At 60.4% G+C, this 17,562-nt stretch carries 17 protein-coding genes; 11 read left to right on the top strand and 6 right to left on the bottom strand.

Translation table 11 applies throughout. The features are described from left to right. Positions 1 to 163 precede the first annotated feature (163 nt). The 7 genes from NH195_RS12140 (at position 164) to NH195_RS12110 (ending at position 7,197) form a co-directional block, all read left to right on the top strand. The gene (locus tag NH195_RS12140) at positions 164 to 1,492 is read left to right on the top strand and encodes a mechanosensitive ion channel family protein (protein WP_066707335.1); all 1,329 of its coding nucleotides are present in this window, start codon (positions 164 to 166) and stop codon (positions 1,490 to 1,492) included. Positions 1,493 to 1,645: 153 nt separating this feature from the next. Further along, positions 1,646 to 2,035 (top strand): ribosome silencing factor, encoded by a 390-nt coding sequence (gene rsfS / locus NH195_RS12135; RefSeq protein WP_081423912.1) that lies wholly within the window; start codon positions 1,646 to 1,648, stop codon positions 2,033 to 2,035. Between the two features lie 19 nt (positions 2,036 to 2,054). Next, positions 2,055 to 2,525 carry a 23S rRNA (pseudouridine(1915)-N(3))-methyltransferase RlmH gene (gene rlmH / locus NH195_RS12130; protein WP_066707332.1) on the top strand — a complete coding sequence of 157 codons (471 nt, stop codon included), beginning with the start codon at positions 2,055 to 2,057 and terminating at the stop codon, positions 2,523 to 2,525. 103 nt (positions 2,526 to 2,628) lie between these two features. After that, positions 2,629 to 4,155, top strand: coding sequence for a 2,3-bisphosphoglycerate-independent phosphoglycerate mutase (gene gpmI / locus NH195_RS12125; protein WP_066707329.1), 1,527 nt, complete (start codon positions 2,629 to 2,631; stop codon positions 4,153 to 4,155). Then, positions 4,152 to 5,297: a murein hydrolase activator EnvC family protein gene (locus NH195_RS12120; protein ID WP_155846170.1), complete on the top strand. Its 1,146-nt coding sequence runs from the start codon at positions 4,152 to 4,154 to the stop codon at positions 5,295 to 5,297. Before gpmI ends, NH195_RS12120 begins: the two co-directional genes overlap by 4 nt. A 45-nt stretch (positions 5,298 to 5,342) precedes the next feature. Beyond that, positions 5,343 to 6,668 (top strand): S41 family peptidase, encoded by a 1,326-nt coding sequence (locus NH195_RS12115; protein ID WP_066707325.1) that lies wholly within the window; start codon positions 5,343 to 5,345, stop codon positions 6,666 to 6,668. 49 nt (positions 6,669 to 6,717) lie between these two features. Further along, on the top strand, positions 6,718 to 7,197 hold the full coding sequence (locus NH195_RS12110; protein WP_066707322.1) for an RNA pyrophosphohydrolase: 480 nt from the start codon (positions 6,718 to 6,720) through the stop codon (positions 7,195 to 7,197). Between the two features lie 34 nt (positions 7,198 to 7,231). On the opposite strand, the gene NH195_RS12105 is transcribed toward NH195_RS12110, so the two are convergent. The 5 genes from NH195_RS12105 to dapE all read right to left on the bottom strand — a co-directional run bounded on the left by NH195_RS12105 (position 7,232) and on the right by dapE (position 13,072). Next, positions 7,232 to 8,407, bottom strand: a complete 1,176-nt coding sequence (locus NH195_RS12105; RefSeq protein WP_420795669.1) for a lytic murein transglycosylase — start codon at positions 8,405 to 8,407, stop codon at positions 7,232 to 7,234. 192 nt (positions 8,408 to 8,599) lie between these two features. Beyond that, positions 8,600 to 10,855: a ribonuclease R gene (gene rnr, locus NH195_RS12100; protein ID WP_066707319.1), complete on the bottom strand. Its 2,256-nt coding sequence runs from the start codon at positions 10,853 to 10,855 to the stop codon at positions 8,600 to 8,602. A gap of 62 nt (positions 10,856 to 10,917) precedes the next feature. Then, positions 10,918 to 11,508, bottom strand: coding sequence for a TIGR04282 family arsenosugar biosynthesis glycosyltransferase (locus NH195_RS12095; RefSeq protein WP_238379751.1), 591 nt, complete (start codon positions 11,506 to 11,508; stop codon positions 10,918 to 10,920). Beyond that, positions 11,505 to 11,930: a GNAT family N-acetyltransferase gene (locus tag NH195_RS12090; protein ID WP_066707316.1), complete on the bottom strand. Its 426-nt coding sequence runs from the start codon at positions 11,928 to 11,930 to the stop codon at positions 11,505 to 11,507. Before NH195_RS12090 ends, NH195_RS12095 begins: the two co-directional genes overlap by 4 nt. Then, positions 11,927 to 13,072 (bottom strand): succinyl-diaminopimelate desuccinylase, encoded by a 1,146-nt coding sequence (gene dapE / locus NH195_RS12085; protein WP_066707313.1) that lies wholly within the window; start codon positions 13,070 to 13,072, stop codon positions 11,927 to 11,929. The genes NH195_RS12090 and dapE overlap by 4 nt, the downstream gene beginning before the upstream one ends. 322 nt (positions 13,073 to 13,394) lie before the next feature. On the opposite strand from dapE, the gene NH195_RS12080 reads away from it, so the two are divergent. Both NH195_RS12080 and NH195_RS12075 read left to right on the top strand, forming a co-directional pair. Further along, a complete protein-coding gene (locus NH195_RS12080) occupies positions 13,395 to 14,474 on the top strand; it encodes a Hint domain-containing protein (protein ID WP_066707311.1) in 1,080 nt (359 codons plus the stop codon). A 60-nt stretch (positions 14,475 to 14,534) separates the two neighbouring features. Beyond that, positions 14,535 to 15,587 carry a transporter substrate-binding domain-containing protein gene (locus NH195_RS12075; protein WP_066707309.1) on the top strand — a complete coding sequence of 351 codons (1,053 nt, stop codon included), beginning with the start codon at positions 14,535 to 14,537 and terminating at the stop codon, positions 15,585 to 15,587. Between the two features lie 33 nt (positions 15,588 to 15,620). Here the strand turns inward: NH195_RS12075 and NH195_RS12070 are convergent, their stop codons facing one another. Beyond that, on the bottom strand, positions 15,621 to 15,971 hold the full coding sequence (locus tag NH195_RS12070) for a hypothetical protein (RefSeq protein ID WP_066707303.1): 351 nt from the start codon (positions 15,969 to 15,971) through the stop codon (positions 15,621 to 15,623). Between the two features lie 117 nt (positions 15,972 to 16,088). Between NH195_RS12070 and NH195_RS12065 the strand changes: the two genes are divergently transcribed. Together NH195_RS12065 and NH195_RS21680 are read left to right on the top strand one after the other, a co-directional pair. Further along, the gene (locus NH195_RS12065) at positions 16,089 to 17,294 is read left to right on the top strand and encodes a GTP-binding protein (protein ID WP_066707301.1); all 1,206 of its coding nucleotides are present in this window, start codon (positions 16,089 to 16,091) and stop codon (positions 17,292 to 17,294) included. Further along, positions 17,273 to 17,560 (top strand): DUF6525 family protein, encoded by a 288-nt coding sequence (locus NH195_RS21680; protein ID WP_338012198.1) that lies wholly within the window; start codon positions 17,273 to 17,275, stop codon positions 17,558 to 17,560. Before NH195_RS12065 ends, NH195_RS21680 begins: the two co-directional genes overlap by 22 nt. The last annotated feature ends 2 nt before the right edge of the window (positions 17,561 to 17,562 follow it).

Below are 17,562 nucleotides of genomic sequence, written 5' to 3'. Positions count from 1 at the left end.
CGAAGAATCGCCAAGGCAAAAATGCCCGGTCAGCTATCTCAAACATGCGTTTCATGAGGCCTCACATATAGCTTGTCGGCGAGTCCCGCAAGAGAGATGCGCTTGCCCGATTGCTGTGCGCCGTGCCAAGCTTGTGAAAATGGGAGGCTAAAGGGAGACCAGTTTGGACCCAACCCAAATCACAAGCCTTTTGGGCGACACCGGCGGGCATGTACTTTCGTTTCTGGAAGGTTTGCTCCGGCGTTGGAACCTCTACCAAATCGGGATTTCGCTGGTCGCCTTCGCCATCGCGCTGTTCGTCGGGCGCAACCTGCGGGTCCGGATGCGCGATTGGATGCGCGGGCTTGAGGGCCGTCCGAAATGGCAGTTGCGCTGGCTTTTGGCGATTGAAAAGCGGCTGATCCTGATCGTCTGGGCGGTGCTGCTTTGGGGCATATTTCTCGTCATGCACGAGGTCACATGGCCCTCGCGATCTTACCTGATTGCCATCCTCGCCCGGATCGTCACCGCCTGGGTGGCGGTCGAACTGGTCGTGCAACTTGTCAAGAACCGCGCGCTCAGGCGGCTGATGCGCTGGGGGCTTTGGGCCTATGTGACGCTCTATTTCTTCGGCGCTGTCGAAGAAACCTCCGATTTCCTCGACACAATCGCGATCACCTTTGGCTCTTTCCGCCTCTCGGCGCTTTCGGTGCTCAAAGCGCTCGTCGTGACCGGGCTTCTCTTTACCTTCGCAAGGCTGATTTCGTCTCAAACTTCGACCCAAATCCGGCGCAACGAGGATATTTCGCCCTCGATGCGGGAACTGATCATCAAGGGCGTGCAACTCTCCCTCTATGGCGCGGCTTTCTTTATCGGATTGAAGGCCGTGGGCTTCGATCTAACCGGTTTGGCAGTGCTTTCAGGCGCGATTGGTGTCGGTTTGGGTTTCGGCCTTCAGAAGGTCGTGTCAAACCTCGTCTCGGGTGTAATCATCCTTCTGGACAAGTCGATCAAGCCCGGCGACGTGATTTCGCTGGGCGAAACATTCGGCTGGATCAACACGCTGGGCGCGCGTTACGCCTCGATCACCACGCGGGACGGCAAGGAATACCTGATCCCCAATGAGGACCTGATCACCGGGCAAGTGGTGAACTGGTCTCACACCAACGATTTCGTGCGACTCGATTTGTATTTCGGCACGTCTTATGGCGACGATCCGCATGCCGTGCGTAAGATTGCCGTCGAGGCGGCGCAGCGTGTGGATCGAGTGCTCACCCATAAACCGCCAGTGTGTCACATCGTCGGCTTCGGCGACTCGTCGGTCGATTACATCCTGCGGTTCTGGATCACCGACCCGACGGGCGGTCTGACGAATGTGCGGGGAAATGTCTATCTGGCGCTTTGGGATGCGTTCAAGACAAACGGCATTTCCATCCCCTTCCCGCAGCGCGAAGTTCGTGTGCTCGAAGGCTCGACTTTGACCACAAATCCGACGGCAAAAGCATTCGATTGATCTTTGGCGCACCAAACATTGAGATTTAAACAGTCCGATGCTACATTTGATCCATGCCCGGCGCCGGGGCGGAACGGCGTTTAACCTTTGGAGGACTATGTCCTGTCTCACGTACAGAGCGCGGCAGACGGTGCCGCACAGCCGGAGACGCCCATGATGGGTGCGATGCCGGACCAAATCGGAGGCGAGCGACTGCTCGATTTCGTAACCAACTCCCTTGATCAGGATAAAGCCGAAGACCTCGTGTCCATCGACCTGCGCGGCAAGTCGGAGGTTGCGGATTACATGGTGATCTGTTCGGGTCGTTCGACTCGTCAGGTGAGCGCCATGGCCGAGAAGCTGTCCGATGCGCTGAAACAGCAGTGCGGGATTTTCTCGCGTGTCGAGGGCAAGGATCAGGGCGACTGGGTTTTGATCGATGCAGGCGATGTGATCGTCCACATCTTCCGCCCGGAAGTGCGCGATTTCTATCAGCTCGAAAAGATGTGGATGTCGCCGGAAGAGGCGAAGGCCGCTCTGGCAGGGAAAACCACCGCAAGCTGACCGGCAAGCTGAGACGCTCATGAAGGTGCATATCTGTGCGGTCGGGCGCTTGCGCAAAGGGCCCGAAGCCGCTCTGATCGACGATTATACCACCCGGTTCGACCGCACCGGGCGCGCGCTTGGCCTCGGCCCTCTGACGATTGCGGAGGTCGAGGACAAGAAGGGCGGCGGTATGGTGGCGGAGGCGGCGCTATTGGAGCGCGCTTTGCCGAAAGGCAGCGTCATCGTCACCATGGACGAACGCGGTCAGGTGATCACGTCGCCTGAATTTGCCGAGAAACTCGCGGGCTGGCGCGATGCCGGGCGCTCCGACGTGGCTTTTGTCATCGGCGGCGCGGACGGAATCGACCCAAGCCTGCGGGCACAGGCGGATTTTTCCATTTCTCTGGGCAAAATGGTCTGGCCCCATATGCTGGCCCGCGCCATGTTGACCGAACAGCTTTACCGTGCCGCCTCGATATTGGCCGGATCGCCCTATCACCGGGTGTGATGTGAGTATTTTTTCAAAGAAGAAGAGCAAAGCGGTTCAAACGCGCGCAGCGGCGCGCTAGATAGGGGCAAAGAGTTCGCTCTGAGATTGAAAGGAGCCCGTCATGGCCGCGCCGAAACCTGTTGTTCTTTGCATTCTCGATGGTTGGGGCATCGGCCCGACGCCGGAAGCCAACGCGCCGGCTCTGGCCAACACGCCGAATTTCGACCGGCTGATGGCGGACTGTCCGCATAACACGCTGATCACCTTTGGCCCGGATGTGGGCTTGCCGACCGGACAGATGGGGAACTCCGAAGTGGGACACACCAACATCGGCGCGGGGCGCGTGGTGGCGATGGATCTGGGCCAGATCGACCTGGCCATCGAGGACGGGTCTTTTTTCAAGAACGAAGCCATCGTGAAATTCGCGGGCGATGTGAAAGCCGCAGGCGGCACGGCGCATCTCATGGGGGTGATTTCCGACGGTGGTGTGCACGGCCATATCGAACATACGCTGGCCGCCGCCAAAGCGGTCACCGATCTGGGGGTGCCGGTGATCATTCATGCGATCACCGACGGGCGCGATGTGGCGCCGCAATCCGCCGATAAATTCATCGCCGATTTCGTGGCGCGCCTGCCGGAGGGCGCCAAGGTCGGTACAGTGATCGGGCGCTATTACGCGATGGACCGCGACAACCGCTGGGAACGGGTATCGCAGGCCTATGATGCGATGATTCATGGCCAGGGCATCGAAACCGCGCCGGATGCTGTGACGGCTGTCACGGCCTCTTATGAGCGCGGCGATGTGGACGAGTTCATCAAGGCGACGGTGATCGACGGGTATGAGGGCGTGAAAGACGGCGACGGCTTTTTCTGCAACAACTTCCGCGCGGACCGCGCGCGGGAGATCCTGCGCGCCATTGGCGAGCCGGGGTTTACCGAATTCGACATCGGGGATCGCCCGACGTTTTCGGCGCTCTTGGGCATGGTCGAGTATTCCACCGGTCATAACGCCTATATGAAAACCGCCTATCCGCCGCGCGACATTCGCAACACGCTGGGCGAATGGGTCGCGAAACATGGGCTGAAACAATTCCGTCTGGCCGAGACCGAGAAATACCCGCATGTGACCTTCTTCCTCAATGGTGGCAAGGAAGTGCCGGAAGAGGGTGAAGATCGCTTCATGCCGAAATCACCGAAAGTCGCGACCTATGATCTTCAACCCGAAATGAGCGAGCCCGAGGTGGCGGAGAAATTCGTCTGGGCCATCGACGAGGGCTATGACCTGATCGTCACCAATTTCGCCAACCCGGACATGGTAGGTCACACCGGAATTCTGGAGGCCGCGATGGCCGCCTGCGAGGCGGTGGATGATGGTCTGGGCAAGGTGATCGCGGAGCTGGAGAAGGTCGGCGGCGCGATGTTGGTGATCGCGGATCACGGCAATTGCGAGACCATGGTCGATCCGGTGACCGGCGGGCCGCACACGGCGCATACGACGAACCCGGTGCCGGTGATCCTGTTCGGCGGGCCGAAAGGGGTCAAACTGCGCGATGGCGGGCGGCTTGCCGATGTGGCGCCGACGATCCTTGAGCTGATGCAATTGCCGCAGCCCGAGGAAATGACCGGCGTGAGCCTCATCGTCAAATGATGCGTCTCCGCGCGGCGGCGTTTTATCTGATCCTGGGCGGGGCTATTGCCAGCGGCCCTGTGCTAGCGCAGGAGAGCCCGGCGGATCTGGCAGAAGCCGCCCTGGCCCAGTTCAACGACGCTCATGGGGCGCTTCAGGCCGCGCAATCCTCGACCGACCGCGTCAAGGCACTCACCGGCGTGGTGCGCGCCTATGAGGATGGGCTCGAGGCGATGCGTGCCGGGCTTCGGCAGGTGGCGTTGCGCGAATCCGAATTGTCGCGGGAATTTGCCGATGAAAGCGGCCAGTTCGCGCAATTGCTCGGTGTGCTGATCGCGATGAAACCCGACGCTTCGCCGGAAGCGCTGGTGCATCCCGGCGGACCTTTGGGGCAGGCGCGTGCGGGGATGCTGGTCTCTGCCGTCACGCCGTCGATGCAGGCGGAGGTCGAGGACATTCGCGTGCGCCTTGAGGAAATGCAGATCCTGCGCGAATTGCAGAGTGAGGCGCTCGACACCCTGTCGCGTGGCTTGCAGGACGTGCAACAGGCGCGCACCGACCTGTCGCAGGCGATGTCCGACCGCACCGATCTGCCCCGCCGGTTCACCGCCGATCCCGAACGGATGCAGACCCTCTTGGACAGTTCAGAGACGCTCGAGGCCTTTGCCTCGGGTCTTGCGATCATGGATGTGGTCGACGGGGTGCCGCCAATCACCGATCCGAACAGCACCCGCGGCAACTGGCCGATGCCGGTGCCGGGCAAGATGTTGCGCGGCTATAACGAGGCGGACGCGGCGGGGGTCAAACGTCCCGGCTGGCTCTGGGCCACGCGGCCCTTGTCATTGGTGACCACACCCTGGCCCGCCACCGTGCGCTACAAGGGGCCGTTTCTCGACTACGGAAACGTGATCATCCTTGAGCCCGCAAATGACGTATTGCTGATTTTGGCGGGGCTCGATGAGGTCTATGGAGATGTTGGCGCGGTATTGCCCGCCGATACGGCCGTGGGCCTGATGGGCGGGGCGTCTCCCGATCTCGACGCCTTTGTCCGGAATGCCACACAAGGCACTGGCGCGGGTCTGTCGGAGACGCTTTATATAGAGGTCAGAGAGGGCGGGCAGCCCGTGAACCCGGAACGGTGGTTCGCAGGCGGTCCGCTTTGAGACGATCAAGGGTCACGCGGGCTGCGGACCGGAGAGAGGAATGAGATGAAGAAATACATGATGGCCGGGGTTGCCGGCATCCTTGCAGGCACGCTGATCTCGACGCAATTCGCCGGACCGCTTCTCGCTCAAGAGGCAGAGAAGACGACGAATGTCTATGAGCAGCTCGATCTCTTCGGGGACGTGTTCGAACGCATCCGCGCGCAATATGTCGAGGAGGTTGATGCCGAAGACCTGATCGAGGCCGCGATCAACGGCATGCTGTCCTCGCTCGACCCACATTCCTCCTATCTCTCGCCAAAAGACGCCGCCGACATGCGGGTGCAGACGTCGGGCTCCTTTGGGGGCTTGGGCATCGAAGTCACGCAGGAAGAGGGCTTCGTCAAGGTCGTTGCACCGATGGACGGCACACCCGCCGATATCGCCGGTGTCGAAGCCGGGGATTACATCACCGCGGTCGACGGCAAGAGTATCATGGGCATGACGCTTGACGATGCAGTCGAGCTGATGCGCGGGCCGGTCGGCTCCGAGATCATCGTGACCCTCGTGCGCGCGGGCGTCGACGATCCGTTCGACGTCTCGATCATCCGCGACACGATCAAACTGACCGCCGTGCGGTCGCGCGTCGAAGGCAAATCCATCGTGCTGCGGGTAACAACCTTCAACGACCAGACCTATCCGAACCTCGAACAGGGGCTCAAGGACGGGATCGAGGAACTGGGCGGCATCGAGAATGTCGACGGCATCGTCGTGGACCTGCGCAACAACCCCGGTGGTTTGCTCGATCAGGCGATCAAGGTGTCGGATGCGTTCCTCGACGAAGGCGAAATCGTCTCCACCCGTGGCCGCAACCCCGAAGACAGCACCCGCGTCAACGCCACCCCCGGCGATCTGGCACAGGGCAAACCGGTGGTCGTGCTGATCAACGGCGGGTCGGCTTCGGCTTCCGAGATCGTGTCCGGTGCGCTTCAGGATCACCATCGTGCCGTGGTCGTGGGCACGAAATCCTTCGGCAAAGGCTCGGTGCAGACCGTCATGCCACTGCGTTCCGACGGGGCGATGCGCCTGACCACCGCGCGGTATTACACGCCGTCGGGCCGCTCCATTCAGGCGCTCGGCATTTCTCCGGATATCGTCGTCGACCAGCCGCCGCGTCAGCCCGAAGCAACGGAGGGTGAAGATACACCGAAGTTCCGCTCCGAGGCCGATCTGCGCGGCGCGCTGAACAATGACAGCCTGACCGAGGACGAACGGGCCAAGATCGAGGAAGAACGCGCCGCCGCCGAAGAGGCCGCGAAACTGCGCGACGAGGACTTCCAACTGGCTTATGCGATCGACCTGCTCAAAGGCCTGTCGAAAATCGGCGACTGACACCAACCATGAGGGGCGCTTTGGCGCCTCTCTTTTCCAAAGGCTTCCCATGAGCAAAGACTTCTCCACCCTGCCCTATCGCCCCTGTGTCGGCATCATGCTGCTCGATGCGGAAGGGCGTATCTTCGTCGGTGAGCGCATCGACACGCCCGGCGCCTGGCAGATGCCGCAGGGTGGGATTGACGACGATGAAGAACCGCAAGAGGCCGCACTTCGCGAGCTTTGGGAAGAGATCGGTGTGACCGCCGATCTGGTCGAGGTGCTGGGTCATACCTCGGAGTGGCTGACCTATGATTTGCCGGATCACCTTCTGGGCAAGGTCTGGAAGGGCAAGTATCGCGGTCAGAAACAGCTCTGGTTCCTGCTGCGCTTCAAAGGCACGGACAAGGACATCGTGATTGAGACGGATCATCCCGAATTCAGCCACTGGAAATGGACGGATTCCGCCGGATTGGTGTCTGATATTGTGCCGTTCAAGCGCGACATTTACGAGGCGCTTGTGGCCGAGTTCAACGGCCACCTTGCTTAATTGCATTACCTAGTACTGGGCCTGATCACGCGTTTCAGCGCAAGAGTTTCAGGAATTCCTGCGACGGATAGCCATCCGGTGTCACCCCGACAGAGGTCTGATAGGCCCGGATTGCGTTGATCGTGTTCGGGCCAATGATCCCGTCCACCTTGTCGTCGAGAAAGCCTTTGCGCTTCAGAATGCGCTGCATCTGCTGTTTTTCCTTGAAGGATAGAGGCGCATAGCCACGCGGCCAGGTGGCCTGAATCTCCGCCCCGCCCTTAAGCCGATCGGACAGGTGACCGACGCCGATCACATAGGCATCCGCCTTGTTGTAGCGCTCCAGCACGGCAAAGTTGTCGAAGATCATGAAGGCCGCGCCCTGTGCCCCAGCGGGCAGGAGGATCGAGGCCCGACCATAATTCGGCACAGGTCGGCCATCGACCCCAACCACGCCCAAAGCGGCCCAGTCGCCGGGCGCGCGCATGTTGTCGCGGCGCGCGGACGTATAGTCGAACCCGCGCGGAAGGCGCACCTCGACCCCCCAGGGCTGGCCTTTGTTCCAACCGTGCCGCGCAAGATAGGCGGCGGTCGAAGCCAGTGCATCTGTCGGGTCGTTCGACCAGATGTCCCGCTTGCCGTCGCCGTCGCCATCGACCGCGAAGGCCTCGAACGAGGTCGGGATGAACTGGGTGTGGCCCATGGCCCCGGCCCAACTGCCTTTCATGTTGCGGGCATGGGTGTCGCCCTTCTGGAGGATTTTCAGCGCAGCAATGAGCTGTTGCTCAAAGAATTTACCGCGCCGCCCGTCATAGGCCAGCGTCGCCATCGCCTCGATCACATTGATGTCGCCACGGGTCGCACCATAGGCGCTCTCGACGCCCCAGATCGCCGCGACCACGTATTTATCGACCCCGAACCGGCGTTCAATGGCATCGAGCGTCTTCGCATGCTGACGCATCGCCTTCTGGCCGTTGGCCACACGGGTAGGCGAAGCCGCGCTGTCGAGATAGTCCCAGATCTGTTTGGTGAATTCGGATTGGTAGCGATCCTTGGCGATCACATCCGAATTGTACCGTACGCCTCGAAACGCCTCATTGAGGGTTGTTTCGGAGATCCCCTCGCGCCGCGCGCGCGTTTTGAAATTCTCGATCCAGGTCTCGAATCCCGCCTGAGAGGCCACGTTTTGCACCAATCCTGCTCCCGGAAGTTGCGGCACATCCTGTGCCATACGCGCAGAGCTCTGCGCGAAAGAGGGGCTGAGGCCAAGGCCGAAAACAACACTCACGGCGCCAATCACAAGGCTACGCATACCAAACTGCTCCATTTGCTTTTGCCTCAGCCTAAACCGAATCCCCGTATGGCTTGAACCGGACAAATGCTCTGACGGCAAATTTCCGCTGTCCGCATTCAACGTCTGTCCTTAGCGCCTGCGACGCTCGACCTTTTTGCGCAGCTTGTCCTTTTTCGCCTTACCTTTGTTATACTTGCGTGACACGACACGGCCCTTCGCCCGGCGCGGTCCGCGTGGCAGGCTGGCGCCGTCGATCGACAGGAGTTCCAATTCAAGCCCGCCGGTTACAGGCACCGCCTCGGCGATGCGCACCACGACCTTTTGGCCGATGGAAATCACCATGCCTGTATCGGCCCCCATCAGGGTCTGTTCCTTCGGGTCGTAATGGAAGAACTCCGCCCCCATGCTGCGCACCGGCACCAACCCATCTGCCCCCGTTTCATCGAGCTTCACGAAAGCGCCGAATTTCTGGATACCCGAAATATGCCCGGTCATCTCATTGCCCACGCGTTCGCTCAGGTAGGCGGCGAGATAGCGATCATTGGTGTCCCGCTCCGCCGTCATCGAACGACGCTCGGTCTCCGAGATATGTTTTGCGGTGGTTTCGAGCCTTTCCATGTCCTCCTCTGACAGCCCGTCCTTGCCCCAGCCATGGGCCGAAATCAGCCCGCGATGGACGATCAGATCGGCATAGCGCCGGATCGGCGAGGTGAAATGCGCGTACGATCGCAGAGCGAGGCCAAAGTGACCGTAATTCTCCGGATGGTAATAGGCCTGCGTCATCGAGCGCAGGGTCGAGATATTGATCAGTTCGTCGTGATCCGTGCCTTCGGCTTGGGCCAGCAACTTGTTGAGATGTGAGGTGTGAATCACCTGTCCCTTGGCCAGAGTGAAGCCGGACGCCTGCGCCACCTCGCGCAGGGCATCCAGTTTCTCGTCGGAAGGTTCCTCGTGCACCCGATACAAGAGCGGCCGATTGCGATGGAACAACTCCTCTGCCGCGGCGACGTTGGCGAGCACCATGAATTCTTCGATCAGCTTATGTGCATCATAGCGTTCGGCAAGGGCCACGGATTTCACCCGACCGTCATCGCCGAGGACGATTTTACGCTCGGGAAGATCCAAATCCAGCGGCTGACGAGCCTTGCGCGCCCGTGTGAGCGCCTCGTAGGCGCCATAGAGCGGCTCGATCACGCTTTCCATCAGCGGGCCGCATTTGTCACTGACCTGACCGTCACGCGCGGCCTGCACTTCGGCATAGTTCAGCGAAGCAACAGAGCGCATCAGCCCGCGCATGAAACGATGCGACAGCTTCTTGCCATCGGCGTCGATCACCATGCGCACGGCAAGGCAGGCGCGCGGCACGCCTTCGTGCAGGGAACAGAGATCACCGGAGAGCCGATCCGGCAGCATCGGCACCACACGGTCCGGGAAATAGGTCGAGTTGCCACGTTTCCACGCCTCGCGATCCAGCGCCGAACCGGGTGTCACGTAATAGGCCACATCGGCAATCGCGACCCAAAGGACAAAACCGCCTTCATTTTTGGGATCAAGGTCGAACTCGGCCCAAACCGCATCGTCGTGGTCGCGTGCATCCGCCGGGTCGATGGTCACGAGCGGCAGGTCGCGCAGGTCTTCGCGGCCCTTGAGACCCGCAGGCTTGGCCTTGTCAGCCTCGGTGATGACCTCGTCGGGGAAATCGTCGGGAATGCCGTGTTGATGGATGGCAATGAGCGACACCGCTTTCGGAGCACTCGGATCACCCAGACGAGTCACAATCCGGGCATTCGGCAGGCCCATGCGGTTCTTCGGCCCGGCCTGTTCCGCCTCGACCAACTCGCCGTCCTGTGCGCCATAGTCGTTTCCCGGGCGCACGAGGTAGTCTTTCTCATTGCCCTTGTCGATCGGAACGACTCGACCGCCCTCGGCGCCCTTGCGATAGATGCCAAGGATCTTGCGGGGATTGGAGCCGATTTTGCGGATCAGACGGGCGACATATTGGTGGTCGTCGGCTTTGACTTCCTGCAACTTGGCCAGGATGCGTTCGCCTTCCCCCACCGCCGGATCGCTCTCTCGCAGCGAGAGCAATACGCGCGGCTCTGGTCCCTCCCCCGCCCATTCGAGCGGCTTGGCGAACAGATCGCCATCCATGTCCGGTGCCAGAACCGCCAGAACGGAGACTGGCGGGAGCTTGTCGGGATCGCGATAGGTCTTGCGCTGTTTGCGCAGATGGCCCTCGTCCTCAAGCTCCTTGAGCACACGTTTGAGATCAATGCGCGCCGCGCCCTTGATGCCAAAGGCTTTCGCGATGTCGCGCTTCGCGGTCTGGGTCGGGTGGTCCGAAATCCATTGCAGGATTTCGTCCTTCGTCGGGATGCTGCTCATGGCTCGACGCTACCACGCGCCGCATCGCCTCACCACTGGCAAAGCGTAGTGTCGCGAGGAATTCATCTGCGATGTTTGAGACGCTCAAGATCCGCGCCCGTGTCCACATCCGAAAGCCTCGCACTCCGCCCCCATGTGAGCGACGGCGCAGAGGCCAACGTATCCTCCAGCGCGTGTTCCGTGGACCAGCGCACATTGCGCAGAAAGCCCCACGGCTGGCGCTTCGGGTGACGCAATCCGATCAGCCAGCAACCACCGTCCGTGGCCGGGCCGATCATTGCAGAATATGAGCCTAATCCCGCAAAAGAGGCTGCAATATCGTGCTTTTCAATCTGCGGGATATCCGATCCGATCAGGCAACAGGGCCCACCTCCGACAGAGGCAAGGCAACGTGACATGCGCGCGCCGAGATTGCCATTTCCCTGAGCAATGCGGGGCAGGTGCCCGGGCCAGATCGGGCTAAGAAGCCCGACGCGGTCCGGGCTGACGGCCAGGACGATACGCCAGCGCGGATCTTGCAGGGTTCGAAGCGTTCGCGCCACCTGATGACGATACCACCACGTCGCTTGAACCAGACCCAAATCCTGCCCAAGGCGGGTCTTTACACGCCCCAGACGCGGTTCCTTGACCATGACGATCAAGATTGGCGTCACAGCACGAGCACCATGTCGGTGTGCGGAATGCCGCCGTCCATGTAGACCTCGCCGATGGTCCGAAAGCCAAAGCGTTCGTAAAATCCGATCGCGTGGTTTTGCGCGCCGAGCTTGGCCTTTTTCAGATGTGGGCGGCTGCGGATTTCCGCGAGACAGGCTTCGATCAAGCGCGCCCCGAGACCGGTGCCGCGCAGCGTTTCCACGACACAAACCCGGCCGATCTTGCCGATTTCACCCTCTTCGAACACCCGCGCGGTGCCGACCGCAACCCCGGCCTCATCGCGTGCGAGAAAATGCGTGGCAATGTCGTCGAGATCGTCGATTTCCTCCTCGAAAGGGACTTTCTGTTCCTCGACGAAAACCTCAATCCGCAGTGCGATACAGGTCTTCACATCCTCGGTGGGGGCAATGGTCACAGTCATGCAAAATAGTCTCTGATCAGGCAGGAATAGACCCGTTTCAGGTCTTCGATATGCTGGATTTCGACATGTTCGTCGACCTTGTGCATGGTCTTGCCGACAAGGCCGAATTCGACCACCGGGCAGTGGTTTTTGATAAACCGCGCATCCGAGGTGCCGCCAGTGGTGGAGAGGATCGGTTTCTGCCCGGTGACCTGCTCAACAGCGCCTGCCACCAGATCAACGAAGCGGCCCGGCGGTGTCAGAAAGCTTTCCCCGGAAATCTGCAAGGTCACGTCGATCTCGATCCCGGTCTCCTCCGCCATGCGCGCCGCCTTCGCACGCATCCAGTCGCTGAGCGACGCACCGCTATGGGCATCGTTGAACCGGATGTTCACCGTGGCACTGGCCTGCGCAGGCACAACATTGGTGGCCGGGTTTCCAACGTCAAATGTGGTCACTTCGAGATTGCTCGGATCGAAATGTTTCGTGCCCTGATCCAGCGTATGGGCGGAAAGCTCCGCCATCAGCCGCGCCAGCACGGGCACCGGGTTGTGGGTTTGGTTCGGGTAGGCGACATGGCCCTGCACACCACGCGCGGTGAAATAGCCCGTGATCGAGCCGCGTCGGCCGATTTTCATCATCTCGCCCATGGTGTTGGGACAGGTCGGTTCGCCCACAATGCAATTGCTCATCGCCTCCCCCGCTTCGGTCATGTAGTCGAGAAGCGCGGTGGTGCCATCCGTGGCGTCGCCTTCTTCATCTCCCGTGATGGTAACGATGATTGCCGTGTCTTCGGGCCGGTTTTGGGCCGCATAATCGCAAGCCGCAGCAACAAAGGCGGCCACGCCCGTCTTCATATCCGTCGCGCCCCGCCCCCACAGGATACCGTCAGAGATCTCGCCGCCGAAAGGATCATGCGTCCATGCATCGGCGTCACCGACCGGCACCACATCCGTGTGGCCATTGAACCCCAGGGTCTTTGTCGCCCCCTTGTCGCCCCAGCGGGCAAACAGGTTTGGCGTACCGTTACGATCGACCCTAACACAGTCAAAACCCGCGCTTTCGAGCGTGGTTTGCAGCAGGATGAGCGCGCCACCTTCCGTGGGGGTCACACTCGGACAACGGATCAGGGCGGCAGACAGGTCAACGGGATCGAGCGGCATCAGGGTCTCCTTTTGCACCAGAATTATCGTCCTGCCGTGAGATGGGCAATGTCACTTGTGGCCCGGCGGTCACAAGCCTGGCGCGCTGCCATGCCAAACCCAGGGAAAAGATTAACAAATCTTCATAAACATGGTTTACATTCTGCAAAACAAGATGAGGCGGGCGGTTTCGAACAGCATCGGGTCAACCCGGGCGTTCCGAACAGCATTTAACAAGTGTTCTTGCGCAGAAATCCTGCGCGTTGTCGGCGTATCTCCCAAACCCGCGTCACAGAGGTGAACGGTTGCCCCCTTGTGGCGCGCAACCTTGTCGGAGGTGGATATGGCTTGGCTTGGCGCAGGGGCGACAGATCGCAAACCGGTTTACAATCCGCTCGGGTTGGACAAGGGCCTCTCGCGTGCAAAGGTGCCCGCGCGCCGCATATCTCAGGGCAGTTTGCTTCTGGAGACCGCCATTCCGGATCAGTTCCGGCAACCCCTCGATCTTCTGACCTTTGAACGCTTTGAGCGGTTTCGCCGCAGCCTGCATATTGTTCTCGGACCGAATGGCCGACTTTGGCTTGCGATCGAAAGCGATCTCGCACTCTCGGTCCTGTCTCTCGACCTGTCAGACTGGCGCAAAGATTCCCCCATTCGCATTCTCTACGGCTGGGATCTGAGCCGTGCGCGCTGTTGGCTGGGCGCCGAATGTCTCGACACAGGCGAGATGAAATCGGTGACTGGCGCAGAGCCTGCTGCGATCCATGAGGAAGATCTGGCCCGCGTGCTTTTTGCCGTCGGAGAGCCCTCTCTCGCGCCGGACGTAGGCTGTTTCGCCTTTGCCGATCACATCGAGCCTCTGGGCTATGCCGAGGGTCTTGCCCCCGGCGCGCTGGTCGAGACCGAATATGGCCCACGCGCTATCGAGGATCTGAGCCCCGGCACACTGATCGCTACCCAGACGGGGGGGCTTTCGCCCTTGCTCGCGAATGTCCGCTCGACCCTGCCCGCAGTTGGTCAGATGACACCGCTGCGTCTGCGGCGTCCATTCCAGAACCTGCGGCAGACCCTCGAGGCCACACCACGATGTGAAATCGTCACGCAAGGCATCGACACTTCCTACCTCTTCGGTGCAGAGCATGTCTCCGTCCGCGCCATGCATATTGCGTCCTTTCTGCCCGGTGCCTGCCCCTGTCTGAACCTTCTGTCGACACGGCACAATCTGGTTCTGGCCGAGCACAGCGCCTATCGGGTTGCGGGAATCGCGGTGATGCCACTTGCACGGAATCACCATGCCGAACATGGCGCTGCGACACGGTTGTCGCATCTGGAGACCGACGATATTCCCGCACGCACCGGCTCCGGCCCGGCAAGTTTGTTGCGTCACGAAGCCATCGCGCTTTTGTCCGAACGTTATCTTTGATCTTCGATTGAAAGCATCGCCCGCCCTATGCCATATGCCACAGGGAGATGAGGGGATAACATGAAACTTTTTTTTCGCTTTTTAGCGGCTCTATTTCTGTTTCTCAGTCCGGCCATGCTCTGGGCCGAGAGCCACAAGATCATGACCGTGACCCGCGTGCCCTTTTCCATGGAGGAAAACGGCCAGCAGACCGGATTCTCTCTCGAGCTTTGGGAGGCTCTGGCCAAGGATCTCGGCTGGGACTACGAGATTGAACGGGTCGACAGTTTCGCCGACATGCTCGGACCGATTGAGGCCGGTACTGCCGACGCCGCGATTGCCAATATCTCCATCACCGCGAACCGCGAGCTGGTCATGGATTTCACCCAGCCGATTTTCGAAGCCGGGCTTCAGATCATGACCGATACCGACGGCAGCAATGTGTCGATCTGGTCAGCCGTGATGTCACGGGACATGTTGATCGCCATCGCCGGGGCTTTTGCGCTCCTGTTCGGAGGCGGTATGTTGATGTGGTATTTCGAGAAACATCATCAGGACTATTTCAACATGCCCGCGCGCAAGGCAATGTTCCCGGCCTTCTGGTGGGCACTCAATCTTGTCGTCAACGGCGGTTTCGAGGAACGCCAGCCCCGCTCTCCGATGGGGCGTGTGTTCGGGGTGTTCCTAGTGATTTCATCTCTGTTTCTGGTCTCGGTCTTTGTCGCGCGCATCACCGCCGTTCTGACCATTGACGCCATTCAGTCGAATGTCTCGGGGATTGGCGATCTGTATGGAAAATCCATCGGCACGGTCGAATCCTCGACCGCTTCGGATTTCCTAACCCGGCGCGATCTGCGCTTTACCGGCTATGCCAACCCGACCGAAATGCTTGAGGCTTTCGAGGCCCGTGAGGTCGAAGCCATCGTGTTCGATGCTCCCATTTTGGCCTATTACGTGACACACGCTGGCAAGGGAAAGGCCCGACTGGTCGGCCCGATCTTCCTGCCGGAAAATTACGGCATCGCTCTGCCAACCAACTCCCCCTATGCCGATCAGATCAACCACAGCCTGTTGAAACTGCGCGAAGACGGCACTTATGACACGATCTATCGCAAATGGTTCGGGATAAAATAGAGACTGATCCGCAGGAAAACACCGCAAGATGTGTCAGTGACGGGTTCCGCCGTCGCCCTCATAGAAGGGCGTCATCTGTGCCACGATCACAGAATTTTCGTCGAGCGCACGTTGCATCAGCTCTTTTTCCTCATCGGAAATGTCGTGGCCTTCGGCCAGGCGTTCCTCAAGCGTGCCATAGCCTGTGACATCCAGCGGCGCGAGATCGGCCTGTTTCAGGATCGCAACGGTCTCGCGCACGGCCTCTGCCTCGTCCACACCCGAAGCGTAGATCATCAACGCCCCACCGGTGGCGTCTTTTGGCAAGCCATCGCCTTCCTTGCGGCCGATTTCGACCAGGAGCGTGTAGACTTTCTGACGGGAGGGTTTGGCTGTTTTCGACATAGCCTTCCTTTGCGGAGGGAGAGCGGGAAAGTCAAGCGCGGCATCGCAAGTGCAGCTTGACGTTATGTTATCACATATCTAAAAGTCGATCCCATCTCTCCACGAAGGATCTCGCACATGTCCGAACGCTTGCCCGTCACTGTCCTTTCCGGTTTTCTCGGCTCCGGCAAAACCACCCTGCTCAATCGCCTCCTGAACAACCGCGCCGGTCTGCGCGTGGCGGTGATCGTCAACGATATGTCGGAGGTGAACATCGACGCCGATCTCGTGCGCCAAGGCGGTGCCGATCTGTCCCGCACCGAGGAAACGCTCGTCGAGATGAGCAACGGCTGTATCTGCTGCACGCTCCGGGACGATTTGCTGACCGAGGTGCGCCGTCTCGCGGAGGCGGGGAAATACGACTACCTGCTGATCGAATCGACCGGCATCGCCGAGCCGCTTCCCGTCGCCGCCACATTTGCCTTCCGCGACGAGCATGGCGAGAGCCTCGACGACATTGCCCGTCTCGACACCATGGTCACCGTGGTGGACACGGTGAACATGTTGAACGATTACTCCAGCTTTGATTTCCTCGAAGATCGCGGCGAAGTGGCGGGCGAGGGCGACACGCGCCGGATCGTCGACCTGTTGGTCGATCAGATCGAATTTGCCGATGTCATCGTCCTGAACAAGGTCTCCGACGCGGGTCCCGACAAGGTTCTCGCCGCGCGCAAGATCGTTGCCGCGCTGAACCCCGACGCCAAGGTGATCGAGACGGATTTCTCCGAGGTCGCCACCGAAGAGGTGCTTGGCACCGGGCTCTTCGATTTCGACCATGCCCATGAGCACCCGCTCTGGGCCAAGGAACTCTATGGCTTTGCCGATCACGTTCCAGAAACCGACGAATACGATGTGACCTCCTTCGTCTACCGCGCACGGCGTCCGTTCGACCCCTCTGCGATCGAGACCGTTCTGAACGGTGATCTGCCGGGTGTGATCCGTGCGAAAGGTCATTTCTGGATGGCGACACGGCCCGAGTGGGCAGCGGAGTTCTCCATGGCCGGGGCGCTCAGCACCATCAAGCCGCTTGGCAATTGGTGGGCCGCCGTGCCGGAGAAATATTGGCCCAATCACCCGGAAGGCCGGGCGCAGATTGCGGAAGTTTGGGTCGATGGATTCGGCGATCGGCGCCAAGAGATCGTCTTTATCGGTTCGGGTATGGATGAAGCCCTGATCCGCGCGAAACTCGATTCCGCCCTGATCGGTCCGGAGGATAAAATCGACCCTAAGCTGGCCGAAACGCTCAAAGATCCCTTCCCGAAATGGGGTCGGGCCGCAGCATGAGCAATCTCAGTACCTCCCTTCGCAAACGCCGACGGTCGAGCGATCCGATGCGGGAGTTCGACCACCTGCCGCGAACTTTACGGCTCTGGTTGGCCGAGGCGGCTTTACCTTGGTCACCACGTTCTGTGCGCAGACTCTGGTCGAAGGCGTTGAAGCAAAGCGGAGGCTGCGAGGCCCGTGCCTTGGCGCATTTATCGGAAATCGAAGCCAAGCGCCTGATACATGACGCGCCCCGAATCTGGGGCGCGACGTTTCCTCAGGTCTAAAA

The organism is Celeribacter ethanolicus, from assembly GCF_001550095.1.
Classification (GTDB): domain Bacteria; phylum Pseudomonadota; class Alphaproteobacteria; order Rhodobacterales; family Rhodobacteraceae; genus Celeribacter; species Celeribacter ethanolicus.
Note: the sequence above shows the minus strand (reverse complement) of the source record. Positions and strands in the feature narration are given on the sequence as shown.